At 67.5% G+C, this 23,932-nt stretch carries 21 protein-coding genes; 8 read left to right on the top strand and 13 right to left on the bottom strand.

What is annotated here, in order from left to right:
• The first annotated feature begins 412 nt into the window (after nt 1–412).
• Entirely contained in the window at nt 413–1,834 is a 1,422-nt protein-coding gene (locus I2487_RS02645; protein ID WP_207169531.1) for an MFS transporter, read from the top strand.
• A 92-nt stretch (nt 1,835–1,926) separates the two neighbouring features.
• Here the strand turns inward: I2487_RS02645 and I2487_RS02640 are convergent, their stop codons facing one another.
• Together I2487_RS02640 and I2487_RS02635 are read right to left on the bottom strand one after the other, a co-directional pair.
• Nucleotides 1,927–2,478, bottom strand: coding sequence for a DUF3817 domain-containing protein (locus tag I2487_RS02640; protein ID WP_207169532.1), 552 nt, complete (start codon nt 2,476–2,478; stop codon nt 1,927–1,929).
• 6 nt (nt 2,479–2,484) lie between these two features.
• The gene (locus I2487_RS02635) at nt 2,485–3,327 is read right to left on the bottom strand and encodes an SURF1 family cytochrome oxidase biogenesis protein (protein ID WP_207169533.1); all 843 of its coding nucleotides are present in this window, start codon (nt 3,325–3,327) and stop codon (nt 2,485–2,487) included.
• 137 nt (nt 3,328–3,464) lie between these two features.
• On the opposite strand from I2487_RS02635, the gene I2487_RS02630 reads away from it, so the two are divergent.
• The gene (locus I2487_RS02630) at nt 3,465–4,109 is read left to right on the top strand and encodes a VOC family protein (RefSeq protein ID WP_207169534.1); all 645 of its coding nucleotides are present in this window, start codon (nt 3,465–3,467) and stop codon (nt 4,107–4,109) included.
• 120 nt (nt 4,110–4,229) lie between these two features.
• Here I2487_RS02630 and cuyB read toward each other — a convergent pair whose 3' ends face one another.
• From cuyB to I2487_RS02610, 4 genes are all read right to left on the bottom strand, one after another.
• A complete protein-coding gene (cuyB, locus tag I2487_RS02625; protein WP_207169535.1) occupies nt 4,230–4,961 on the bottom strand; it encodes a cysteate racemase in 732 nt (243 codons plus the stop codon).
• Between the two features lie 57 nt (nt 4,962–5,018).
• Nucleotides 5,019–5,780: a lipoprotein intramolecular transacylase Lit gene (locus I2487_RS02620; RefSeq protein WP_345941308.1), complete on the bottom strand. Its 762-nt coding sequence runs from the start codon at nt 5,778–5,780 to the stop codon at nt 5,019–5,021.
• Between the two features lie 38 nt (nt 5,781–5,818).
• Nucleotides 5,819–6,700, bottom strand: a complete 882-nt coding sequence (locus I2487_RS02615) for a hypothetical protein (RefSeq protein WP_207173004.1) — start codon at nt 6,698–6,700, stop codon at nt 5,819–5,821.
• 318 nt (nt 6,701–7,018) lie between these two features.
• Nucleotides 7,019–8,008 carry a stage II sporulation protein M gene (locus tag I2487_RS02610; RefSeq protein ID WP_207169537.1) on the bottom strand — a complete coding sequence of 330 codons (990 nt, stop codon included), beginning with the start codon at nt 8,006–8,008 and terminating at the stop codon, nt 7,019–7,021.
• 88 nt (nt 8,009–8,096) lie between these two features.
• Between I2487_RS02610 and I2487_RS02605 the strand changes: the two genes are divergently transcribed.
• Nucleotides 8,097–8,870 (top strand): isocitrate lyase/PEP mutase family protein, encoded by a 774-nt coding sequence (locus tag I2487_RS02605; protein ID WP_207169538.1) that lies wholly within the window; start codon nt 8,097–8,099, stop codon nt 8,868–8,870.
• 49 nt (nt 8,871–8,919) lie between these two features.
• On the top strand, nt 8,920–9,732 hold the full coding sequence (locus I2487_RS02600; RefSeq protein ID WP_207169539.1) for an RDD family protein: 813 nt from the start codon (nt 8,920–8,922) through the stop codon (nt 9,730–9,732).
• Nucleotides 9,733–9,760: 28 nt separating this feature from the next.
• Here the strand turns inward: I2487_RS02600 and I2487_RS02595 are convergent, their stop codons facing one another.
• The 5 genes from I2487_RS02595 to I2487_RS02575 form a co-directional block, all read right to left on the bottom strand.
• Entirely contained in the window at nt 9,761–11,977 is a 2,217-nt protein-coding gene (locus I2487_RS02595; protein ID WP_345941307.1) for an alpha-galactosidase, read from the bottom strand.
• A gap of 48 nt (nt 11,978–12,025) precedes the next feature.
• A complete protein-coding gene (locus tag I2487_RS02590; protein ID WP_518523689.1) occupies nt 12,026–14,065 on the bottom strand; it encodes a beta-galactosidase in 2,040 nt (679 codons plus the stop codon).
• A gap of 71 nt (nt 14,066–14,136) precedes the next feature.
• Nucleotides 14,137–15,462, bottom strand: a complete 1,326-nt coding sequence (locus I2487_RS02585; protein WP_255545879.1) for an ABC transporter substrate-binding protein — start codon at nt 15,460–15,462, stop codon at nt 14,137–14,139.
• Between the two features lie 28 nt (nt 15,463–15,490).
• Entirely contained in the window at nt 15,491–16,396 is a 906-nt protein-coding gene (locus I2487_RS02580) for a carbohydrate ABC transporter permease (RefSeq protein ID WP_207169540.1), read from the bottom strand.
• Nucleotides 16,393–17,325 (bottom strand): carbohydrate ABC transporter permease, encoded by a 933-nt coding sequence (locus tag I2487_RS02575; protein WP_255545878.1) that lies wholly within the window; start codon nt 17,323–17,325, stop codon nt 16,393–16,395. The genes I2487_RS02580 and I2487_RS02575 overlap by 4 nt, the downstream gene beginning before the upstream one ends.
• A 56-nt stretch (nt 17,326–17,381) precedes the next feature.
• Between I2487_RS02575 and I2487_RS02570 the strand changes: the two genes are divergently transcribed.
• A complete protein-coding gene (locus I2487_RS02570) occupies nt 17,382–18,488 on the top strand; it encodes a LacI family DNA-binding transcriptional regulator (RefSeq protein WP_345941309.1) in 1,107 nt (368 codons plus the stop codon).
• Between the two features lie 81 nt (nt 18,489–18,569).
• Here the strand turns inward: I2487_RS02570 and I2487_RS02565 are convergent, their stop codons facing one another.
• Complete coding sequence (locus tag I2487_RS02565) at nt 18,570–19,076, bottom strand: DUF4188 domain-containing protein (RefSeq protein ID WP_207169542.1); 507 nt, start codon at nt 19,074–19,076, stop codon at nt 18,570–18,572.
• 91 nt (nt 19,077–19,167) lie between these two features.
• Here I2487_RS02565 and I2487_RS02560 point away from each other — a divergent pair, with 91 nt between their 5' ends.
• The gene (locus tag I2487_RS02560) at nt 19,168–20,637 is read left to right on the top strand and encodes a gamma-aminobutyraldehyde dehydrogenase (RefSeq protein WP_255545877.1); all 1,470 of its coding nucleotides are present in this window, start codon (nt 19,168–19,170) and stop codon (nt 20,635–20,637) included.
• Here the strand turns inward: I2487_RS02560 and I2487_RS02555 are convergent.
• Nucleotides 20,618–21,301, bottom strand: coding sequence for a TetR/AcrR family transcriptional regulator (locus I2487_RS02555; RefSeq protein ID WP_345941306.1), 684 nt, complete (start codon nt 21,299–21,301; stop codon nt 20,618–20,620). The two genes, I2487_RS02560 and I2487_RS02555, sit on opposite strands and share 20 nt — an antisense overlap.
• A 253-nt stretch (nt 21,302–21,554) precedes the next feature.
• Between I2487_RS02555 and I2487_RS02550 the strand changes: the two genes are divergently transcribed.
• Entirely contained in the window at nt 21,555–23,015 is a 1,461-nt protein-coding gene (locus I2487_RS02550) for a flavin monoamine oxidase family protein (RefSeq protein WP_207169544.1), read from the top strand.
• On the top strand, nt 23,008–23,919 hold the full coding sequence (locus I2487_RS02545) for a universal stress protein (protein ID WP_207169545.1): 912 nt from the start codon (nt 23,008–23,010) through the stop codon (nt 23,917–23,919). Before I2487_RS02550 ends, I2487_RS02545 begins: the two co-directional genes overlap by 8 nt.
• Nucleotides 23,920–23,932 lie beyond the last annotated feature (13 nt).

Below are 23,932 nucleotides of genomic sequence, written 5' to 3'. Positions count from 1 at the left end.
CTGCCTTTCGCCGCGGCGGGGCGCCGTCATTCGCCGCCGCGCGCCGCCTTTCGCCGCGCTGGGGCGCAAACGGGCGGAATCATCGTGTTGAGCGAGCTCAGAACACCCGTTTCCGCCCCCGCGACGGGGATGACGCCTCAACTGGGCGGAGTTCAGCACCTTCGACCGCCGCGCTGGGGCGCAAACGGGCGGAATCATCGTGTCGGGCGAGCTCAGAACACCCGTTTCCGCCCCCGCGACGGGGATGACGCCTCAGTTGGGCGGAGTTCAGCGCCTTCGACCGCGGTGCTGGGGCGTAAACGGGCGGAATCATCGTGTCGGGCGAGCTCAGAGCACCTGTTTCCGCCCCGCGACGGGGATGACGCCTCTCCTCAGCGGAGGGTCGCGGCGGGCAGCGGTCTATGATTCGGGCATGACTCACGGGGGCGCCCAGCAGCGGACACTCACGCAGCACACTGAGGCGAAGCGGGCCGAGGTGCAGCGGCGCACGCTCACCGTCGTCGTCTTCAGTCAGATCCTCGGCGGCGCCGGGCTGGCCGCAGGGGTCACCGTGGGTGCTCTGCTGGCGCAGGAGATGCTCGGCTCAGCGAGCCTGGCCGGGCTGCCCATCGCGCTGTTCACGCTGGGCTCGGCGCTGGCGGCGTTCTCCGTGGGGCGGGTCAGTCAGCGCTGGGGCCGCCGGATCGGGCTGGGTCTCGGGTTCACCGCCGGAGGGCTCGGCGCGATCGGCGTGGTGGCCGCGGCGATCGCCGATCACGTCCCGCTGCTGTTCTTCGCGCTGTTCATCTACGGAGCCGGAACCGCGACGAACCTGCAGGCCCGCTATGCCGGGACAGACCTGGCGCCGGAATCGCGCCGGGCCACCGCGATCAGCATCGCCATGGTCTCCACGACCCTGGGGGCCGTTGCCGGCCCGAACCTGGTCCAGCCGCTGGGGGATCTCGCGACAAGCCTGGGCATCCCGCCGCTGGCCGGGCCCTTCCTGCTCGCGGCCGCGGCCTACCTCGCCGCTGCCGCGATCCTCCTCGCCTTCCTGCGACCGGATCCGTTCCTGCTGGCGCGGGAGCTCGCCGAGATCGAAGCGGCCGAATTGGCCGAATCGGCCGCAGCCGTGGGCATGGCCGGGGAACCCACCGCCAACACCCACATCGACGCCGCCGGAGACGCCGCTGGAGGTGCGGCCGCGGCCGAACCCGTCTCCGAGCTCTCCGCCGGCGCACGCTCCCCCGTCTCCGCGCATCCCACAGCTGCCCCCAGGCCTGAGCCCGGCGTCTACATCGGCGCGACCGTGATGGTGCTGACCCAGATCGCGATGGTCGCGATCATGACGATGACCCCGATCCACATGTTGGCCCACGGCCACGGACTGGGCTCGGTGGGACTGGTGATCGGGCTGCATGTGGGCGCCATGTGGCTGCCCTCGCTGGTCACCGGGGTCCTGGTGGACCGGTTCGGCCGGATTCCGATGAGCGTCGTGGCGGCGGTGCTGCTGCTCGGCGCCGGCGTGGTGGGCGCCGGAGCGCCCGGGGATTCCCTGGGTCTGCTGATCCTGGCGCTGATCCTGCTGGGGGTGGGGTGGAATGTGGGGCTCATCGCCGGCACTGCGTTGGTCGTGGACGCCACGGTCCCGGAGAACCGTGCCCGCACACAGGGCGGCGTGGACGTACTGATCGCCCTCGCCGGGGCCGGCGGCGGGGCGATGTCAGGGGCGGTGATGTCCGCGACGAGCTTCGAACACCTCTCGCTCGGCGGAGGGCTGCTCGCACTGCTGCTGATCCCGGTGCTCTTCTGGGCCGGCCGGGCCAACGCGCGGACCGCAGCCGCGCCCGGCTAGCCCTCCCGGGCCGGGCCCCAGCTCGACCAGTCCAGACCCCAGCCAGTCCAGACCCCAGCCCGGCCGGTCCAGGCGTCGACGCCGTGGACCGCTCAGTAGCGGCGCACGGCCTCGGGATTGGACTCCATGTCGACCCGGACCTCGCGGGCGATCTTGCGCTCCACCACGAAGCTCAGGAACGGCACGACACCGCCGAGCACGATGGTCACCAGTCGGCCGACCTTCCAGTTCATCAGGTACCAGAGCCGGAATCCGGCGATGATGTAGATGACGTAGATCCAGCCATGGATCACCGCGATCCAGTAGGAGATCCCGGTGCCGTCCACGACCGAGTCCTTGGGGTGGAAGCCCAGCGTGTTCTCGACTCCCGCGGCGGTGGTGCCCCCGGCGTAGAGCTCGTAGCCGAAGCCGTAGTCCATGATCATCTTGGCGACCAGGATCAGCAGCATGATGCCGGTGATGAAGGCGAAGGCCTTGTAGAAGTTCAGCGAACCCTGGATCTGCGCGGCGGTGCCCCCGAAGCGGCGCTGCTTGGGCCGCGGCGGCGCCGGCGGGATGTCGTCATGCGTCGCGGCGCCGGTCGTCGCGGCATCAGTCGTTGCGGGATCGGTGAGGTGGGCGTCGCCGCTGCGGGAGTCACTCATGCGTCTCTAGTCTTTCGCTTGGGTCTGTTGCCGCAGGGCGAGCTGCTCGGCGCGCCACTGCTCCTGCCATTCACGGTCGAGCCGCTCTTCCTCCAGCTGCTTCTCATGGGCGTCCTTGACCAGGCGCCACCACAGGTAGAAGGCGAATCCGGCGAAGACCGTCCATTCCACGCCGTAGAAGAGGTTGAGCCAGTTGATGTCCGAGGTCTCGGGCTGCGGGTCGACCTGCACCGGCTCCATGGCCGAGGACGACGTCGCCCCCACCTCCGCGCCGCTGGCGTCCAGCGTCTCGAAGGCCACGACGAAGCCGGAGTAGCCCGGCTCATCCCACACGTTGATCAGTTCGGCCGGGGACAGCGTGGGGAAGATCTGCGTTCCATCGGCTGACATCCCGCGCTGACCCGGGCCGGGAGCCTCGGGAGGAAGCAGCCTGCCCTGGACCTCGAGCGCCTCGTCGGAGGGCAGCTCCTGCGCATCGGCTGGATCCGAGACCCAGCCGCGCACCACCGGGATGATGTTCTCATCCGGGGCGTCCTCGGGGCGGAAGGCCGCGACCACCCAGTAGCCAGACGTCCCGTCCTGCAGCCGCTCATCGATGATCACCTGGGTGTCGGCGAGGAACTCGCCGCTGAACTCCACGATCTGGTCGGCCTGGGCCACCGTCATCGGCTGCAGCGGCTCGTGGACCTCGGTGAGCGGGACCGGGGTCTCGGTGATCTCCTGGGTCGGTGGCGGCTCGGAGCTGGATTCGCTGAACTGCCAGGCGCTCAGCACCACGAAGACCGTGGCCAGGACCAGCGCCAGGGCGAGGGTCCCGATCCATTTGGGCTGCAGAGCGGTCTTGAGCACTCATCAAGGATACGCGCCATGCAGAGCGCTCCGGGCGCAGGGGTCGCGATGTTTCTACAATCCGTAGAAAAATCTCGGATAAGTATGAATATTCAACTCGATTTAACCTCTGCGGTCAGGGGTGCCATGATGGCCTCATGATGCGCCTCGATCACGTCTCCTATGCAGTCGGTCCCGATGGAATGGAAGCCACGGTGGCACGAATCACCGATGCGCTGGGCGTTGAACGCGTCCGCGGCGGCATCCATCCGCGCTTCGGGACCCGCAACGCCATCATTCCGCTGGAGAACCGGCAGTACCTGGAGATCGTCGAGGTGCTGGACCACCCCAGCGCGGACAAGGCGCCCTTCGGCCAGGCCGTGCGCAACCGCTCCCTGGTGGGCGGAGGCTGGATGGGCTGGTGCGTCAGCGTCGATGACCTCACCCCGTTCGAAGAGCGGCTCGGCCGCAAGGCCGTCCCGGGCAACCGCAAGTTCCCCGACGGCCAAGAGCTGACCTGGCAGCAGATCGGCATCAAGGGACTCATCGCCGATCCGCAGGTCCCCTATCTCCTGCGCTGGAACGAGGGCACCGACGGGCTGCACCCCTCGCAGGCCTACCCGCCGGAGGCCGCCCTGACGAAGCTGAGCATCGCCGGCTCCCCGGACCGGGTCACCCAGTGGCTCGACAGCCCGAATGTGGATCCGTTCGAGGATGTGGACGTGGAGTGGATCGCCCCGTCGGGCACCCCGGGCATCATGTCGGTGACCTTCCGCAGCCCCAAGGGCGAGATCACCATCTGAGCCGGCGTGGGCAGCGCGCCTGCCGGCCCGCCGCCCACTCGGCTGCACCGTTCACGCATCCGTGACCGCGGCACCGCGTTGAAGCGGCACCGCGTTGAAGTGGCACAGCGTTGACGCGCCTCAGCGCAGGCTGTTCGCCTTGGTCACCACGTGGTTCGCCAGCAGCACCGCAGGATCCACCAGCGGTCGCGGAGACTCCTCGGTGGTCATGGCCAGCGGGATCTCGGTGCATGCTGCCACGATCACGTCAGCGCCCTGGGCCACCAGGGACCGGGCGACCCGGATCAGACCGGCCCGCAGCTCCGACCCGAGGCTGCCGGCCTTGACCGCGTAGATCGCTTCCATCACCGTGTGCTGCTCGGCGGGCTCCGGGACGATCGGCTGCACCCCGTAGGCGGCCAGGCTGTCCTGGTAGAGCCCTGCGGTGAGTGTCGCATCGGTGGCCAGCAGTCCGGCGGCCTTCACGTAGGGCAGCGCGCTGAGGTGCTCGGCGGTCACCTCGATCATGGAGACGTACTCCAGGTCGACCTGCTCGCGGACGCGCGGCAGGAAGGCATGGGACCCGTTGCAGGCGGCCACGTAGAACGCGGCGCCGGCGTCCTTGAGCTGCTGGGCGCCCTCGGCCAGCTTCGGCGTCGGGTCCTCCCCGTGGCCCACGATCGCCTGCGAGCGGTCCGGGACGGTGGGATCGGCCCAGATCATCACCCGCAGGTGCTGCTGGTCCGTGGCGGCGGGGGTGGCCGCGATGAGCTTCGAGTAGAAGTCCACTGTGGCGGCAGGACCCATGCCGCCCAGGATCCCCACGAGGGGGCCCTGGGCGGCATGGGCGGCGGCGGTATTGTCACTGGTCATCAGCGAAGAGTGTACCCTTCGGCGCCTGCAGAACAGGCGTCCTCGGGCACCGGCGGGTCAGCCCACCGCAGTGGTCTGATCCCGCTCTCGATCCAGGTTGCGATCACGCTTGCGACCGCGGGCAGGGGTATGAGCAGGTGCCTCGCTGTACTCCGCGTTGCCCTTGTTCAGCTCCTCGACCAGCTTCACCTTGCGACGCTCGTGCACCTCGGCCAGGCGGGCGGCCCGGCGGGCACGACGACGGCGGGTCGGCCAGGTCGCGATCAGCAGGATCACCGCGAAGAGCACCGCAAGCGCGACGACGGCCACGCCGGCGTCGATCCAGAACTGTTCGGGGTAGAGCTGGATCAGCGTGGAGTCGGCCGGGAAGGTCCAGCTGCCGTCGGCGAAGAAGATCCGGTGGAACTCGGCGAAGAAGAGCTGCCAGTCGATGATCGCCAGCACCGCCACGGCGATGATGATGCCCAGCGTGACCCAGGCACCGGCGAAGAGTCCGCGGGCCATGCCTCCGGGACGCCAGGCGCGCAGCAGCAGCGCCAGGATCAGGGTGATCACGAGCAGGACGACGCCGATGAGCATGGCCCAGAGGACCACGAACTTCACGTCGACCATGTGCGAGACCTCACCGTCGGTGAACAGCTGCTCTCCACCGGTGGCGAGTTCCGAGAGGTATCGACCGTTGGCCAGGTTGGTCAGGAAGTCTGTGCCGTAGGAGCCGTAGACCAGCCGGTCATCGGCGTTCATGCTGTAGGCCCCCTCGGGGATCCACGGGCGGTTGTAGGCCACCCAGAGGAAGATCGGCGAGGCGACCAGTCGCACGGCGGCGACCAGCAGCAGGATGGGGGTGAAGATCGCGATCAGGACCTGGAAGAACCGCGAGACGCCGCGCTTGGAGCGGGCGACCTCATCGTCGAGGTCCGCGTCGGTGACCGCCTCATCCGAGCCGTAGGCCGCGTGGCTCGGACTGGGGTCCGGGCGACCGGAGCGGTCGACGCCCCCGGTGCCTGCGGCGGTGCCTGCGGCGGTGCCTGGCCGGCGCCAGCTCCCGCCGCTGCCCCTGCCGTTGAGCCCGAGGCTCCGGAGGTGGCGGGAACCACGGCGGTGTCCTGATCCTCGGACTTCGCCTCGGCCCGCTCACGCCGGCGCTGCTCGCGTCGGCTCAGTTCGGCGGCGTTCTCCGTGGGCTGGTGGGTATCGGCCCCCTGGTTCGGGGTCGCCGGGGTGGGACTCGGCACGCCCTGCGCCGCCCCGGGCTCTGCCGCGGCAGCTGAGCTCGAGGTGCCAGAGCTCGCGGTGCCAGAGCTGGCGGTGCCTGCGCCCGCGGCACCGGCTCCGCCGGCACCTGCTGCGGCCGCCCCGGTGAACGTGGTCGTGTCCTCCATGGAATGGGTGTCCCGGGAGGTGCGCAGATCATCGAGGGAACGCGTGGCGTTGGGGTTCTGCGCACCTGCTCCCTGGGCGGGCGTGCGCGGAATGTTCTCGGTGGGGGCGTCCTGCTCCTGGTCCTGAGGACCAGGAGTGCCCTGCGGTGCCCGGGTTGCGGGAATGGCCTGGGTGGCCTGGTCATCGGGCTGGCCCTGACCGGTCCTGGCGGGGCGCTGGTCTCGCTCCGCGCTCAGGTTGTCGTCGGGGAAATCGGGTTCTTCGGATGCAAAAGCACCGTAGTCCAACCCGGATTCAAAATCTTCGTTCTCATCGGCGGGCCTGCCGGCCTCGTTCCGATCGGAATTCGCGCTCATATCTGCCTCTCCACGCATTACTGACTCTCCCCAACAGTATGAGCGCGACGCCGCTTATGCGGGGAGGAAGCCCGGAGAGTCGGCGATGAGCATCCCCATGATTCCGCGTCAGGACCGCATGCGGACAGCCTTCGGACGCTTCGGGCTCGTGTCCGGATCGCTCCGCCGGCGATCACCGCGCGGCGCAGCAACATCAGCGGAGCACTCTGGGGCCCGGTGGACGTCGGCAGAGCCCCGATGAGCCCCTCGCGGACGGGGATCTTCCTGCGCGGGTGAGAGGACGGCGGGCTCGGCTGTCCGAGCTCGACCGACCCAGGCTCAGGCTGTCAGCTCCACGGTGCCGGCGTCGTACTTTCCGAGGTCCCCGGTGACCCCGGCCCGGTGGGCCCGTCCGCCCAGCACCAGGGTGTAGACCCAGTACCCCGCCAGCACCGCGGCGCCGATGCCGATGCGCAGCCAGTGCGGGAGATCCGAGGGGGTCACGAAGCCTTCCACCACTCCGGAGATCAGCAGCACCAGCACCAGCCCGAAGGCCACCGTGATGAGCTTGCGCCCCTCCGCGGCCAGCGCGGCAGAGCGTCGCATCTGACCCGGCGCGACCCAGGCCCAGAAGATCCGCAGCCCAGCCGCCCCGGCGATGAAGATCGCGGTGATCTCCATCAGCCCGTGCGGCAGGATGTAGAGCCAGAAGGTGGACGCCTCACCCTGTTCTGCCATGACCCCGGCGGCCATGCCCAGGCCCTGGGCATTGACGAAGAGCACGAAGGGCACGAAGACGCCGGTCACCCCGAAGGCGACCTCCTGGGCGGCGATCCAGGCGTTGTTGGTCCACACCTGGGCCGCGAAGCTGGAGTTGGGGTGCTCCGAGTAGTAGTTGGCGAACTCGGTGCCGGCGTAGCTCTGCCGAGCCTCCTGGGGCATCAGCAGATCGATCTGCGGGTGATGGATCGTCCAGAAGGCGAAGGCCACGGCCACGGCGATGAACGCGGCACCCAGGATCACGGTGAGCCACCGGATCCGGTAGAACGCCACCGGCAGGGTCTGGGTGAAGAAATAGGCGCTGGAGACGAACACGTTCTCCCCGGAGCCGGTCAGATGCGCACGGGCCCGGCCCAGCGGGGCCGAGAGCGAGGCGACCACCGGAGAATCCGGCTCGGCGGCGCGGATCATGGACAGGTGGGTGGAGGTCCGCTCGTAGAGCCGCAGCATCTCGTCGGCCTCGGCGGCGGCGAGCCGACGGCGCGAGGCCAGCGCCGAGAGCCGGTCCCACTCGTGCTGATGCACGGCGATGAAGGCGTCGATATCCACGCCACGAGACTACCCCGAGCTCAGCGCCTCACGGCGGCGCCGGCGAAACTGCCTTCCCTCGGCGTCGCGCATGTGCCACGATGCCAGGATGACTTCCATAGAACAGCACGCCCAGCGCCTTCTGGATCTCCACCACCAGGCCACCCCGGTCATCCTGCCCACGGTCTGGGACGCCTGGTCCGCCGAGACCTGCGCCTCGCTCGGATTCTCGGCCCTGACCATCGGCAGCCACCCGGTGGCGGACTCGCTCGGTGAGGCCGACGGCGAGGCCATGGAGCTTGCCGAGGTGCTGCGCGTCGTGCGCCGGATCACCGACGTCGTCGACATCCCGGTGTCGGTGGATCTGGAGTCCGGTTACGACACCCCCGCCGAGGAGCTGGTGCACCGGACCCTGGAGGCCGGCGCGGTCGGCATCAACATCGAAGACACCGTGCACTCGATGGATGAGATGCGCTCCCCCGAGGAGCACGCCGGCTACATCGCCGCGATCCGGGCCGCCGCGGACGCCACCGGCACCCACCTGGTGATCAACGGTCGCACCGATGCGTTCACCATCGACGCCGACCCGGAGGCCCAGCTCAAGGACGCGCTGCACCGGCTGCGTCTGCTCGAACAGGCCGGCGCCGATTCGCTCTACCCGGTGAAGGTCCCGTCCCGGGACCACCTGGAACAGATCCTGGCCGCAGTGAAGACCCCGGTCAATGTCACGGCGCACCCGGTCAACGGCGCCATCCCCGGCGGACTCAGCCTTGCCGAGCTCACCACACTGGGGGTCAAGCGGGTCTCCTTCGGACCGTTGCTGCAGCGCAGCCTCACCGATGCCATGAACGAGATCCTCCAGCCGTGGACCCCGAGCGCCTGAGCCTTCGCGGCGACGCCCGATCCCGCCCCGTCGACGCTAGGCTTGAGCCATGCGCAATGTGATCACCGGTGAAGGCGTCGAACTGGAGCTTCCGGCCGCATCCCTGATCACCCGCGCCGCCTCGCTGATCGTGGACCTGATCATCGCGTGGGCAGCGCTGCTGGCCTTCCTGATCCTCTCCGGCCTGGCGGCCGGGGCCGGGGTCCTGGACCCCGCCATGGAGGCCGCGGTCATGCTCGGCGGGGCCGTGCTGTGCCTGGTGATCCTGCCGATGACGGTGGAGACCCTCTCCCGCGGCCGCTCGGTGGGACGGCTGATCTTCGGCACCCGGGTGGTGCGCGACGACGGCGGCGCCATCCGGCTCCGTCATGCCGGGATCCGCGCGCTGGTCGGCTTCGGGGAGATCTACCTCAGCTTCGGCATCATCCCGCTCTTCGCCGGAATGTTCAGCCGGCGGACCCGGCGCCTGGGCGATATGGTGGCGGGCACCTATGTGATCTGCGTCCGGCAGCCGGCCGTGAAGCCGATGATGCTGCCGGTGCCTGCCCAGCTGACCTCCTGGACCCAGATCGCTGACCTGGGCCGGATCCCGGACGCCGTGGCGGCCCGGGCCTCGCGGTTCCTGCGCACCATCCAGGACAACCCGCGCGGGCACAACACCCAGGCCCTGGAGCACACCGCGCATCGGCTGGCCAACGAGGTCGCCGGCCACGTGGCTCCCCCGGCCCCGCCCTCCTCGGCGACCGAGTTCCTGGTGGCGGTGATGGCCGAGCGGCGCAACCGGGAGTACCGGCGACTGCGCATCCAGGCGGAGCGGCAGCAGCGGCTCGGCCAACGGCTTCACCAGCTGCCGTACAGCTGAGCTGGGCCGCAAGGTGGCGCCGGGTGAGTCACTCGGCGTCGAGATGAAGGATGCGCAGCGTGTCAGGGGCGAGCCAGGGCGCCTGGATGCCGACGCCGTGCAGTGCTCGGCCGGACAGAACCGCGCCTGCCTGGGCGGGCCACCACGGTGTTCTGCGGAAGCCGTGCGGGTCAGGCCCGGGAGTCACGTCCCGCAACCGGTAGCCGAGCTCCGGATCCAGTCCGCGCAGCCGGAATCTGCCCAGGGGTTCTGTGTTGGGCAGGGCCGCGCCGATGATCGCGAACAGGGCTTCCCTTCGATCAGCTCGGACCACGCCATGCAACTGCAGAGCGTGATCGGGAGCATCCATTCGAACCATCCGTCCGGAGTGGAGCAGGTGTCGGTGCTTCTTGTGCAAGGAGAGCCACTGCGCGAGCTCGGTGATCTCTTCGTCAGCCGCCTGGGTCAGATCCCACTCGATGCCCAGATGGCCCCACATCGCGGTGCCGGCACGAAAGTCAAGGGTGTGACTGCGTCCGGTGGTGTGAGAGATCGGCGACGCGACATGTGAGCCCATGAGTTCCGGAGGGACCAGCTGTTGGGTCCACCGGTGTATCTGTTGGCGTTCAAAAGGATCTATGTCATCAGAGGCCCATATGCGGTCGGCATGTTCGAGGACGCCCAGATCCACCCGGGCTCCCCCGGAGGAACAGGACTCGATCTCGAGGTCAGGGTGTTCTTCCTTCAGCTCGGCCATGAGCCGATAGGCGCTGAGGGTCTGGATATGAACCCCCGGGCGCCCCGTAGGACGGGTGCCGGCTTCAAGCAGATCGCGGTTGTGGTCCCATTTGATGTAGTCGATGGGATATTCCTCGAGCAGGGCCATCATCTGGTCGCGCACATGGGCATATGCATCCTCGATGCCGAGGTTGAGCACCTGTTGTCTCCGCGATTCGGTCGGCAGGCGTTCCGCTGGCGCCATGATCCACTCAGGGTGCATGCGTGCCACGTCTGAGTCGGGGTTCACCATCTCCGGCTCGAACCACAGTCCGAACTCCATGCCGAGGCTCTTGACGTGATCGATCAGCGGCGAGAGCCCCTGCGGCCATATCTCCCGGGAGACCACCCAATCACCCAACCCGGCAGAGTCGTCGCGGCGGGCGCCGAACCAGCCATCGTCCAGCACATAGCGCTCGACGCCGATGGCGGATGCGTGGTCCGCGAGGGCGGTCAGCTTCTGCAGGCGGTGGTCGAAATACACGGCTTCCCAGACGTTCAGGGTCACCGGCCGGGGGCGGGTGGGGTGTTGAGGCCGGGCACGCAGCCAGTCGTGGAACCTGCCGGCCTGTTCGTCGAGCCCACGCCCGTAGACCCCGTAGAGCCATGGGGTGGTATAGCTCTCGTCCCGCACAAGAGACACTTCACCGGGGAGCAGCAGCTCCGAGCCTCCGAGCACCTGGTGCCCGTCGAAGAGCCGCTCCGCCCAGGTGCGATGGTTCCCGGAGAACCCGGTGTGAAGACCCCAGACCTCGCCGTCGGCGAACCCGAAACCCGGTTCTCCGACGGAGACCACGTAAGCGGCATCAGCTCCAGTACGTCCCTTGCGGCCCTCTCTCATATGCGTGCCAACGGTGAGCTCGCGCCGCTGCGGAACCCGCTCCTTCCCCCAATGGCCGGCGAAGTCGAGGATCTCTCTGGCCCACGTCGGCACCGGCAGGACAAGACCGAGTTCGTGGACGCGGTAGAGCCCCGAGCCGGTGTTCGTCACCGTAGCTCGACCGCGCAGCAGCCCCGATCGCATGAGCTCCAGTTCGACCACCAGGCGCAGACCCGCTGCTGAGTCTTCTGCAGCGATGTGGAGCGCACCCGCCCCGACGCTCGTCAGAGCACCCTCGGGGACAGCTTCCTGAGGCTCGTTGAGCACCAGCTGAGCCTCCCTGACCGTGAGCCGTGGTGTCCATGCGGTAGCTTCTCGATCCCCTACAAGTCCTGGTCGACCACTCCAGCCTGAGTGCAGACTGCCCAGCACGTCAGCGCGCACCGGGAGGTCCTGACCGTTGGATGTCCGGTGCGGCACGGCGGCGTCCACCAGCGCCACCGCCTCCGCCTCATGCAGCCCGGGCAGAGGCGCCCCCCAATGCACGATCGACGGCAGCGAGGCACGGGAGATGTCGACCAGGACGGAGACGCCCCCTGCACTCAGGTGGATCAGACAAGGACCCGTGGGGTCAAGAGTGATCGTCGGTGCTTCCGAGAGCTCAAACACGTCGGCTCCTAGGGGTTGATACGGATGGGGCTGACCCCTCGGGATGGCTCAGCTCTCTCTCAAGACCGCCACCGCGCGCGGGTCGAGCAGCTTCGAGCCTTGCTCCACGCCGATCACTGGCTCCCCCGGGAACTCGGAGATGTCCAGAACGTCGTCGGTCCGGTTGATGACGAAGAGAAAGTCTCCGGTCTCACCCGTTCTGCGCGTGACCTCTACCCGACCACGCAGCGAGGCGGGCACTTCGGCGATGACTCCCGTGTCGCGCACCAGCTCCGGCAGGATCGCTGACCGACCCGAGGCGTCGAGCTGGGTGGAGACGTAGGTGGCTGAGCCTTTACCGTGTGCGCGCCGGGTGATGGCGGCTCGCCCATCGAGGTCCCCGCCGCGATATCTCCGCAGAATCTCGACGTCGGCGGCACAGTCGATCGGTTCACTCCAGAGCCGGCCGGTGCTTCCATCGTCGAGCACGACCATCTCTCCCCGGGTCAGTGGGGCAAATTCCTCGACCCTGATGCCCAGCAGCGCGCGCAGCGCCCCGGGGTATCCGCCGAGCCACACCCGGTCATCCTCATCCACGATGCCGGAAAAGAATGTGGTGACGAGGTGTCCGCCCGACTCCACGTAGTGCTCCAGACGCTTCTGCAGAGCTGCCGGTACCATGTGCAGCACCGGGGCAACCACCATGTCGTAGCCGCTGAAGTCCTGGTGGGACTGGACCACATCGGCTCGTATCCCGGCGTCCAGCAGAGACAGCCACCATGCGAAGAGCTCTGGCCGGTAGCGCAGGTCCTCGGTGGGGTGGGAGTCCAGCTCGCTGGCCCACCACGACTCCCAGTCCATCAGCACCGCAACCTGAGCCGGTCTGCGGTGACTCCCGGCGACCGGGTCGAGCCGACGCAGAGTCTCTCCGAGCTCCACGACGCTGCGGTAGAGCCGGCTGTCCTCACCCGCGTGAGGAACCATGGCGGAGTGATACTTCTCTGCACCGCCCGCCGACTGCCGCCACTGGAAGTAGCAGACCGCATCGGCACCATGGGCCACATGGGCGAGGGAATCGCGCTGCAGCTCACCCGGGCGCTTGGGAGGATTGATCGGCTGCCAGTTCACTGCCGACGTGGAGTGCTCCATGAGGAACCACGGCCTGCCCTGGGCAAGTGAAGAGGTAGTGGCGGCAGAGAAGGACAACTCCTCCCGCGAGTCTGCGACCGGCTGCCGGTAGTGGTCGTTCGCGACGAAGTCGAGCTCCTCGGCCCAGTCTGCGAAGTTCATCCCCTTCACCTCCCCCATCACCATGAAGTTCGTGGTGACGGGAACCTCGGGAGTGAACCCTCGCAGCACGTCTCGTTCAGCAATGAAGTGCTCCTTGAGCGCGTCTGAGCTGAACCGGTGGAAGTCCAGCTGCTGCGCGGGGTTCGGGAATGAGGCGGCCGTGCGGGGAGGCAGGATCTGGTCGAACTCCTGGTAGCGCTGTGACCAGAAGTCAGTGGACCAGGCGCGGTTGAGCCTGTCCACGGTCCCATAGCGGCGCTGCAGCCAGACTCGGAATGCCGCGGCGGCGTCCTCGGAATAGTCATAGAGGTTGTGGCAGCCCAGCTCGTTGTTCACATGCCAGGCCACCAGTGCCGGGTGATCCCGGTATCGCTCGGCGAGGGTGCGGACCAGCGTGAGTGCGTGCTCCCGGAACACTGGAGATGTCGGCCGCCAGTGCTGGCGTCCCCCGGGCGAGAGCACCGTTCCGTTCTCAGTCACCGGGAGCACCTCGGGGTGCTGGGTGACGAGCCAGGCAGGGGGCGACGCGGTCGCTGTTGCGAGATCCGCGCCGATCCCCGCCTGGGCCAGCAGGTCCATGAGCTCGTCGAGCCAGTCGAAGTCCCATCGATCCTGGGCCGGCTGGAGCCGCGCCCAGGAGAAGATGCCGATGGAGACCACATCCACGTTGGCCTGCTTCATCAGGCGGATATCGTCATCCCACACCTCGCGAGGCCATTGCTCGGGGTTGTAGTCCGCTCCGAACGAGATTCTCCTCTCGTTCGCCGAAGACTTGGATGCTGGATGTCGGTACAGCCACGTGGAAGTTGACTGGGTCACGGACGTTTCCTTTCATCGGGGGCGGCGCAACTGAAGACCAGGGGCGCCAATGAGCCAGGTGCGGACCGGGGCTACTCGGCTATGTCGAATCCTTGGTCACGGCCGTACCCGGTGAGGTCGTCCTGCCAGTCGCCGAGGCCCTCCTCCAAGGTGGCCTGTCCTTCGTAGGCCTGCCCGACGGTGTCATTGAAGACGCTGTGCGCGTACCCCTGGAACGGCAGGTACTGCCAGCCGTCCACGACGTTCTGCGCGGACTCGGAGAGGACCTGGTTGATCTGCTGGTTCCCGAAGTACTCGTACTCGCGGTTGATGAAGTCCTCCGACTGGAGATCCTCCAGCGTGGCAGGGAAGGCCCCGGAGTCCAGGCGCTCCTGCACTCCGCCGTCGACTCCGGCGAACTGCATGAACTCGTACGCCAGTTCTGCGTTCTCCGCACCCTCTGGGATCGCAAGGGAGCTGCCGCCCTGCTCCGAGGTCTGAGACTCACCGGCCTCCCACTGCGGCAGCGGTGCCACCCGCCATGAGCCCGCACCATCTGGCACGCCCGATTCGAGGTTGGCCGGCATCCAGGCACCGATGGTGAGGCTGGCGATGCTGCCGTCTCCCAGCGCCTGGTACCACTCGTCGGTCCAACCGGCGACGGGCATGATCAGATCGTCGTCGATGAAGGGCTGCCAGTACTCGGCCCAGCGGGCGGTGCCTTCGTCTCCGGTGAGGTCCACCGTCACGTCAGTGCCCTCGGTGCTGAACGGTGTTCCTCCGGCCTGCCAGATCATGGTGGTCACCTGGCCGGCGTCGCCCTGGTCGCTGGTGATGTAGACGTCGTCGTCGGCCTCACGGAACTGCCGTGCCGCTTCTTCGTATTCCTCCCAGGTCTCCGGGACCTCGACGTCGTGCTCGTCGAAGACGTCCTGGTTGTAGAACAGCGCGATAGGTCCGGAGTCCATCGGGATCCCGTAGATCCCCTCACCGCCGAAGGTGACGGCGTTCCACGGACCGTCGCTGAAGGTGCCCTCGGCGTAGTCCCCGGCGCCGAACTCGGAGAGATCCATGAGGGACTCGCCCAGGATGTACTGGGGTATGGCGAAATACTCCACCTGCGCGACGTCCGGAAGGCCCGATCCGGCGCGCATGGCGTTCTGCAGATTCGTGTAGTGCTCGTCTCCGGTGCCGACGTTGACGAGATCGACGGTGACCCCTTCGTTCTCCGCCTCGAAGGCCTCCGCCACCTGATCGAGGGTGGGTTCCCAGGCCCACACGGTGATGGTGCCACCCTCTTCCAGTGCCGCGTCGGTCTCCGTCGTCTCCTCGGAGCCTCCACATGCGCTCAGCGCCAGTGCTGAGACCGCGAACACCGAGGTGCCGGTGAAGATTCTCTTCCTGTGGTGATTCATCATGTCTTCCCTTTCAAGAGAGTGTCCGTGATTACTCTTTGGTGCTTCCCATGGAGAGTCCGCTCTGCCAGTACCGCTGAAGCAGCAGGAACACCACGATGAGCGGAATGATCGTCAACAGTGAGCCGGTGATGACCAGATGGAAGATCGCTTCGCCGCCGATGGTCGATGCCTGCCGGTTCCAGGCGGTGAGCCCCAAAGTCAGTGGGTACAGGTCCTCGTTGCGCAGCATGATCAGCGGCAGGAAATAGTTGTTCCAGGTGGCGACCATGTTGAACAGCGCCACCGTCACGATTCCTGGCTTCAGCAGCGGCAGGCAGACCTGGAGGAAGAGCCGCAGCTCGGTGGCACCGTCGATCCGCGCCGCCTCCATGAGGTCCCGCGGGATCGAGTCGGCGGCGTAGATCCACATCAGATAGAGCCCGAAGGGTGAGATCAGCGTCGGAATGATCACGGCCCATGGCGTGTTCGTCAGGCCCATCTCGCTGAACATCAGGAAGGTCGGGACAGCCAGCGCGGTACCCGGCACCGCGACAGCCCCGATGACGACGGCGAAGACCGCTCGTTTGGCCACGAAGTCGAACTTCGCCAGGGCGTACCCGCCGAGCACCGCCAGGATGGTGGCTCCCCCGGCTCCGACGACCACGTAGAGCATCGTGTTGCCCAGCCAGCGCAGGAAGATCCCGTCGTCGTAGGTCAGGGTCTGCACCACGTTGTCGATCAGCGAGAAGTCCTCGGCGAACCAGAGCCCGAAGCTGGACAGCAGCGATTCCTGGCTCTTGGTGGCGTTGATGAAGAGCCAGGCCAGCGGCACCAGCGAGTAGACCAGCATCAGTCCAAGGAGCACGGTGAGGAGCTTGCTCTTGGCCGGGCGCAGCACGGTCGGAGCGGTCTTCGGCTTCCGCGCGGTGCGCAGGGTGATCAGTCCGCCGCTCATGGCTGGCCGTCCTTCCGCATGCCGCGCAGCTGCACGGCGTAGGCGATGATCATCGTGATGACGCCCATGATGATCGCCACCGCGGCCGCGTAGTTGTACTGGCCGCCGGAGAAGGAGAGGTTATAGGCGTAGAGGTTCGGGGTGAACGATGACGTGATCGCATTCGGTGCGATGGTCGAGAGGATGCTGGGCTCGTTGAAGAGCTGGAAGCTGCCGATGATCGAGAAGATCGCTGCGACGACCAGCGCACCGCGGATGGCCGGAAGCTTGACGTGCAGGATGACGCGGAGCTGGCTTGCGCCGTCGATGGCCGCCGCCTCATACAGCGACGGTGAGATCACCCGGAGCGCCGCATAGAAGATGATCATGTTGTAGCCCACGAACTCCCAGGTCACGATGTTCGCGATCGAGGCGAGGATGAGATCTGGGGAGAGCGGGTTGGGCAGACCCAGGCCGAAGAGCTCATTGATGTTGCCCACGAGGCCGAATCGCGTGCCGTACATGAAGCCCCACATGAGCGTGGCGACCACCGCAGGAACGGCGTAGGGCAGAAAGATCGAGAGCCGGAAGAAGTTGCTGCCGTAGAGCCTGCCGCTGTCCAGGGCGAGCGCCGCGAGCAGCGAGAGAAACAGCATGATCGGGACCTGGACGGCGAGGAACAGGCTCACCCGTGTCAGTCCAGCCCAGAAGTTCCCGTCCTGGACTGCCACCAGGTAGTTGTCCAATCCGACGAAGATCGACCCACCGATCAGCTGGTCCCGAAACAAGCTCAGGTAGATCGCGTAGATGATCGGTGCGATGAAGACCAGCACGAAGACGATCATGAAAGGGCCCAGGAAAGCCCATCCTGTGGAGGATCGGGAGGCCCCCACCCGCCGTCGGCGGCGAACTGCCGAACCCTCTGGAACCACTGGTGCGACCGCTGTCATCGTCCGTCCCCTCACACTGGTCACTCAAAATGTTTACGTAAACATAGCACGCTATGATGTACGTCACAATGGTCGATTTTGGGGTCTGTACAGTCGCGCATAGCATCGTCAACACCATCGAGAGGAGCCCTGCCATGACACCGGTGAGCTCTGCGCCCGGGGGAAGACGCGTCTCCATGGCGGACGTCGCAGCGCACGCGGGAGTCTCCTCACAGACGGTGTCAAGGGTGTCCAATGATTCGTCGAAGGTCAGCGAACCCACGCGCGACAAGGTTCTGCAGTCGATGCGTGATCTCGGCTATCGACCGAACAGCGCGGCGCGCGCCCTCAAGCGCGGACACTTTCGCACTCTGGGGATCATCACGTTCACGATGACGACCTACGGCAACGTCAGGACGATCGACGCGATCGCCCAGGCGGCTGCGGGCGCGGGCTACGCCACTACGCTCCTGCCCGTGCGCGTCCCTACCCAACGCAGCGTGCACCGTGCTTTCGGCCGCCTGGAAGAGCTCGCAGTGGACGCGGTGATCGTGATCATGGAGACAAACCTCCGGGACTCCGACCACCTGATCCTTCCGCCAGGCATGCCAGTCGTCGTAGTCGATGCCGACCACGGAGCCGGCACCTACGGCGTGGATGCGGACCAGGTCGCAGGGGCGCGCAAGGTCACCGAACATCTGCTCAACCTCGGTCACGAGACCGTATGGCACATCGCCGGACCCCAGGCATCGCACGCTGCACGTCGGCGAGAGGAAGCCTGGCGAGCTAGCCTCGAGGTCGCAGGCCGCGCTGCTCCTCCGGCGATCCGCGGGGATTGGACGGCCCGATCCGGCTACGAGGCAGGACTGCAGCTCCCCGCGGGCGCCGAGTGCACCGCCGTCTTCTGTGCGAACGACCAGATGGCCCTGGGTCTCTATCGAGCGCTGCGTCAGACCGGGAGACGGATTCCCCAGGACGTCAGCGTCGTCGGCTTCGACAACATCGAAGACTCAGACTCCTTTGACCCCCCGCTGACCACGATCGACCAGGACTTCGAGGAGCTCGGACGCGAGTGTGTCGAAGAAGTCATGGAGCAGCTGCGAGACCCCACCATGCCCAGCCGGCGCCCAGTGGTGCGCACTCGTCTGGTGGTGCGAGACAGCACGGCGGCACCTGCCAAATGAGTCAACGCGCCCACTCGGCGCATCGAGCACACCCGAGGGACAACACGCCCCACCCTCCGCGAGCGGGGGGCAGGTGCGCGGCTACGGCGATCCGGCAGCAGCGGCCCGAGCCGGGCGTCTGCGCCGAAGCCGATCACGGGCGCTGTCCTGACCGCGTCCCAGCTCCACGGACTCCGTCGCCTCGCTGAGCCCCGCCACCGGGGTGTCGACGTAGACCGACTCCGACTGCGCCACCTGGTAGGTCTCGTGCCAGATCCCCACCGCGCCCGGCACCTTCTTCGCACCCCGGTTGAACTCCGCCCAGGCCGGGCGGTGCAGCCCCTCGCGGTCGGAGGCGTAGGCATAGAGCTGCTCGGCGGAAGACCAGTACTGGATGCACATTGGGCCCCCGCGCCCGAAGACCAGCCGGTAGCCCAGCAGCCCCGAGTCGGGGTCCGCGGTGAGCTCCTCGAGCATCTTCGGCATCGCGGCGAAGACCGGAAACCAGGTGCGCACGCGCCATGGCTGGTTGACCGTCATCCCTACGATGAACACCACCAGGTCCCCCTCGTGTCGGTGCGTCCTTCGTCCCGTGATGACCTTGCGCATCTGAGCCTCCTCCGCTCCGCGAATTTCTGCTCGTCAGCCTGCTTCGGCTAATTCTGCGTGAGTGTTGCGCATCACATCAACCCATCGTAAAATGAACACGAATCATTATCTGATGGTGGAGGAGACCTCTGTGAACTCCCGGCTTGAGAATTACATCAATGGATCGTTCGTCGCAGCCACGGGGACGGCGGAGCTGGAGGTCCTCAGCCCTGTGACCGGCGAGCGCGTGGCACTCTCCCCGGTCTCCGATGCGCAAGACATCGACGCCGCCTTCGCCGCGGCACGCAGCGCCTTCGCCTCCTGGAAGTCCGTGACCCCCTCAGAGCGTCAGCGCTGCCTGCTCGCCCTGGCCGACGCGATGGAGAAGCACTCCGACGAGCTGGTCGAGGCCCAGCACCGCAACACCGGACAGCCACGCCGGATCATCGCGCAGGAGGAGGTCGCCGCGGGCGCGGACCAGCTGCGCTTCTTTGCCGGCGCCGCCCGGCTGCTGGAGGGCCGCGGCGCCGCCGAGTACATGGAGGGCCACACCTCCTATGTGCGGCGCGAGCCGGTGGGCGTCGTCGCGCAGATCACCCCGTGGAACTTCCCGCTCATGATGGCCATCTGGAAGATCGGGCCGGCCCTGGCGGCCGGCAACACCATCGTGCTCAAGCCCGCGGAGACCACTCCGGAGTCCACCCTGGTGCTGGCTCGCCTGGCCGGGGAGGTGCTGCCTCCCGGCGTGCTCAACGTGGTCCTGGGCGACGGCAGCACGGGTCAGCTGCTCACCGAACACGACACCCCCGCCATGGTGTCGATCACCGGCTCGGTGCGCGCCGGCCAGGCCGTGGCCACCTCTGCCGCAAAGTCGGTCAAACGCACCCACCTGGAACTCGGGGGCAAGGCGCCCGCTGTGGTCTTCGCCGACGCGGACCTGCACAAGGCCGCCGAGCTGATCCTGACCTTCGGAACCTTCAACGCCGGACAGGACTGCACCGCGGTGACCCGGGTGCTGGTCCAGGACAGCGTCCACGACGAGTTCGTCGAGCTGCTCGCCGCTCAGGCGGCCAAGCTCACCACCGGAGAGCTCGACGACGGGCTCAACGACTATGGGCCGCTGAACAACGTGCGCCATTTCGAGACCGTCTGCACCAAGCTCAAGAACATCCCCGACCACGCCACGGTGATCACCGGAGGCGTGCCCTCGGAGGATGGGCGGGGATTCTTCGTGAAGCCCACCATCATCACCGGGGTCCGCCAGGAGGATGAGCTGGTGCAGGAGGAGACCTTCGCCCCGGTGCTCACGGTGCAGCCCTTCAGCACCGAGGAGGAGGCGCTGACCCTGGCCAACGGCGTGGACTACGCGCTGGCCTCCAGCGTCTGGACCACGAATCAGGGTCAGGCGATGCGGATGAGCCGGGATCTCGACTTCGGCTGCGTCTGGGTCAACACCCACCTGCTGCTGGTGGCCGAGATGCCGCACGGCGGGTTCAAGTCCTCCGGGTACGGCAAGGACCTCTCGCTGTACTCAGTGGAGGAATACACCCGGGTCAAGCACGTCATGCACGCCTTGGACTGAACGTCTCGCCGTCCTGGATCCGCCGGACCAGTCCGTCCACCAGGATCTCCAGGGTCATCTCGAACGCCCGGTCTGCCGAGGCCCGGGCATCGGCGGCGCGCAGCGCGGCCGCCCGCGCGAAGGTCGGCGCGATCTCCACGCTGCCGCCGGGGTCGAAGATGTTCGCCGGCGCCGAGGCGTCAAACGCGGCGCCGAAGACCAGCGCCTCGATCCCGACGATGATGTCCACCGCGTCGCGGTCATCGATGCCTGCCGAATGCAGCGCCCCGAAGACGCGCTCATACATCTTCAGTGACTGCGGAGCGTCGGCGATGGGCAGGACGGCGATCAGCGGAATCAGCTCGGTGTGCTCGATGTAGCACTCCCGGTAGGAGCGCGCCCAGGTGATCAGCGCCTCGGGCCAGGGAAGCCGGTCGAAGGCGCTGCAGTCGATCTCCTCATTGAGCCGATCCTGGATCAGCACCAGCACCTCCTGCTTGGAGGAGACATGGTTGTACAGCGCCGAGGCCGAGACGCCGAGCTTGCGCGCCAGGCCCGCCATGGTCAGGTGGTCGTACCCGCGCTCGGCGACCAGGGTCATCGCCCGGCCCGCGATCACGCCTCGCGAGAGCACCGGCGAGGTGGGTCGCCCTCGCCCCCGAGATCGTGTCTTCTCCGCAGTCACTGTGTCCGTTCCTTCACTCATCGCGCAGGTCCCGCGCTGGTCGTCGCGCAGGTCCCGCGCTGGTCGTCGCGCAGGTCCCGTGCTGGTCCTCGCGCAGGTCCCGCGCTGGTCTCCTTGCCGGCCCTCGCGCCGTTCACAAGGGGCAAGTCTAAGAGCTCGGCGCCGCGCCGATGAAAACTTCCAGCAGGTCTTGACAACCACTCCGCACTGCCCGTTAATGAATATAGTTAATTTATCTGTGAAGGGGAACACTATGGAACCCAAGCGAACGCTGGGCAGCAGCGAGGCGCAGGACTGCGACGTCGTCGTCGTCGGCGCGGGACCTGCCGGACTGATGGCCGCCCGGACGCTTCATGCCGCCGGACTCTCCACCATCGTGCTGGAGGCGCGTGACCGCGTCGGCGGCCGCACCTGGTCCCAGGAGATCGATGGGGCCTTCCTGGAGGTCGGCGGACAGTGGGTCTCCCCCGACCAGACCGTGCTCCTGGGGCTGCTCGAGGAGCTGGGGATGGAGACCTTCAGCCGCTACCGCGAGGGCGCGAACATCTACCTGGACCGCGAGGGGGTGCGCCACGAGTTCACCGGAGAGATGTTCCCGGCACCGGAGCAGACCGTGGCGGAGATGCAGCGGATCATCGAGACCCTCGACGAGCTGGCCGCCTCGATCGGTCCGGAGGAGCCGTGGGCCCACCCGCTGGCGCGCGAGCTCGACACCGTGACGTTCAATGAATGGCTGCGCGGCCAGACCCAGGACGCCGCCGCTCGGGAGAACATCGCGATCTTCCTCGCCGGTGGGATGCTCACCAAACCAGATCACGCCTTCTCCGCGCTGCAGGCGGTGCTGATGGCCGCCTCCGCCGGGTCGTTCAGCAACCTAGTGGATGAGGACTTCATCCTGGACCGGCGCGTGGTCGGTGGGATGCAGAGCGTCTCCGAGGAGCTGGAGGCCCGGCTGCCCGCAGGATCGGTGCACCTCTCCACCCCGGTGCGCACCATCGCCTGGCACCCCGAGGGCGGGGCGACGGTGTTCTCCGATCGGGTCACCGTGCGCGCCCGCGAGGTCATCCTGGCGGTGCCGCCGAACCTGTACTCGCGGATCAGCTTCGAACCGCCGCTGCCGAGGCTTCAGCACCAGATGCACCAGCACCAGTCCATGGGCCTGGTGATCAAGGTCCACGCGGTCTATGACCGTCCCTTCTGGCGTGAACAGGGGCTCTCCGGCACCGGCTTCGGCCCGAACGAGATCTGCCAGGAGGTCTATGACAACACCAACCACCAGGACAGCCGCGGCACCCTGGTCGGCTTCGTCTCGGATGAGGTGGCCGATGAGATGTTCGCCCTGTCCGCGCAGGAGCGCCGAGAGACCATCCTGCGCTCCCTGGCCGCCTACCTGGGCGATCAGGCGCTGACCCCGGAGGTCTACTACGAGTCGGACTTCGGCTCCGAGGAATGGACCCGCGGCGCCTACGCCGCCAGCTTCGACCTCGGCGGCCTCTCCCGCTACGGCGCACATCAGCGCAGCTCAGTAGGCCCGCTGCACTGGGCCTGCTCGGACCTGGCGGCAGAAGGCTACCAGCACGTCGACGGCGCGCTGCGGCAGGGACGCCGGGCCGCCGAGGACATCGTGCATCGCTTCGCGGAGACCACGGATCGTCCCGCCGCGTCCTCCGAAAAGCAGGAACACCCAGACCACGTGGAGGTGCGCCATGGTTGAACCTACGATCCACCGAGTCGCTGTGGGCTTCGGCGGCGATGAGCGCAGTCACGACGCCCTGGCGCTGGGCATCGCGCTGGCCCGCTCTGCCGGGGCGCGGCTCGACCTCATTCTGGTGATCCGTCAGGACTCGGCGTTCAAGCAGGAGTACCCCCCGGTGGGCAGCGTCGTCGGGATCATCGCCGAACAGGCCCAGCAGTGGATCGCCGAGGCCGAGGCGGTCATCCCGGCCGGGATTCGGCACCACAGCCATATTCGCCCCGCCGGTTCCGTGGCCGAAGGACTGGTCTCCGCGGTCCAGGAGCTGGACTCCGACGTGCTGGTCACCGGCTCCGGCATCGGGTTCGGCCGGATCATGACCCACCCGGCGGTCACCGCCCTGCTGCACAGCTCCCCGGTTCCGGTGGCGCTGGCCCCCTCGGGCTATCGGACGAACACGCAGATCACCGACGTGATGGCGGCCGTTTCGGCGGCCCACCCCGATCACCAGGTCACCCGCGCCAGTGAGGCCTGGGCACGCCAGCTGGGAGCGGCGGTCACCCGAGTGACCTTCGAGGACAAGGAATCCGGTTCCGGCGCAGGCTCAGCGGGTGCAGACCCAGCCCCTGACTCCGGCAGCGCCCAGTCCACCACCCGCCTCTACGCCACCGGGCGGACGCTGCGCCATGCAGTGGACTCCGTCGACTGGCCGCGGGGCGGGATCCTGCTCATCGGCTCGTCTCCCCTGGCGCGCCGCCGGCACATCTTCCTGGGCATGACGGCCGCCCGGGTGCTCTCCCACCTGCCCATCCCGATGATCCTGCTGCCCCGCGAACCTGAACCCACCGCGCCTGAACCCCGCACAGCTGACACCCGCGAGGCCGACCCCAGCGAACCTGATCCCAGCGCGTCACCCGCGCGCTGACCGAGGAGACCAT

It is taken from the genome of Nesterenkonia sp. E16_10 (assembly GCF_017347085.1).
Lineage (GTDB): Bacteria > Actinomycetota > Actinomycetes > Actinomycetales > Micrococcaceae > Nesterenkonia.
This window is presented reverse-complemented; position numbering and strand designations above follow the sequence as displayed.

Coding starts and splice junctions, on each gene's coding strand:
- I2487_RS02645 (WP_207169531.1), top strand. CDS start 413: ATGACTCACGGGGGCGCCCAGCAGCGGACACTCACGCAGCACACTGAG.
- I2487_RS02640 (WP_207169532.1), bottom strand. CDS start 2,478: ATGAGTGACTCCCGCAGCGGCGACGCCCACCTCACCGATCCCGCAACG.
- I2487_RS02630 (WP_207169534.1), top strand. CDS start 3,465: ATGATGCGCCTCGATCACGTCTCCTATGCAGTCGGTCCCGATGGAATG.
- cuyB (WP_207169535.1), bottom strand. CDS start 4,961: ATGACCAGTGACAATACCGCCGCCGCCCATGCCGCCCAGGGCCCCCTC.
- I2487_RS02615 (WP_207173004.1), bottom strand. CDS start 6,700: ATGAGCGCGAATTCCGATCGGAACGAGGCCGGCAGGCCCGCCGATGAG.
- I2487_RS02605 (WP_207169538.1), top strand. CDS start 8,097: ATGACTTCCATAGAACAGCACGCCCAGCGCCTTCTGGATCTCCACCAC.
- I2487_RS02600 (WP_207169539.1), top strand. CDS start 8,920: ATGCGCAATGTGATCACCGGTGAAGGCGTCGAACTGGAGCTTCCGGCC.
- I2487_RS02585 (WP_255545879.1), bottom strand. CDS start 15,462: ATGATGAATCACCACAGGAAGAGAATCTTCACCGGCACCTCGGTGTTC.
- I2487_RS02580 (WP_207169540.1), bottom strand. CDS start 16,396: ATGAGCGGCGGACTGATCACCCTGCGCACCGCGCGGAAGCCGAAGACC.
- I2487_RS02575 (WP_255545878.1), bottom strand. CDS start 17,325: ATGACAGCGGTCGCACCAGTGGTTCCAGAGGGTTCGGCAGTTCGCCGC.
- I2487_RS02570 (WP_345941309.1), top strand. CDS start 17,382: ATGTACGTCACAATGGTCGATTTTGGGGTCTGTACAGTCGCGCATAGC.
- I2487_RS02565 (WP_207169542.1), bottom strand. CDS start 19,076: ATGCGCAAGGTCATCACGGGACGAAGGACGCACCGACACGAGGGGGAC.
- I2487_RS02560 (WP_255545877.1), top strand. CDS start 19,168: ATGAACACGAATCATTATCTGATGGTGGAGGAGACCTCTGTGAACTCC.
- I2487_RS02550 (WP_207169544.1), top strand. CDS start 21,555: ATGGAACCCAAGCGAACGCTGGGCAGCAGCGAGGCGCAGGACTGCGAC.
- I2487_RS02545 (WP_207169545.1), top strand. CDS start 23,008: ATGGTTGAACCTACGATCCACCGAGTCGCTGTGGGCTTCGGCGGCGAT.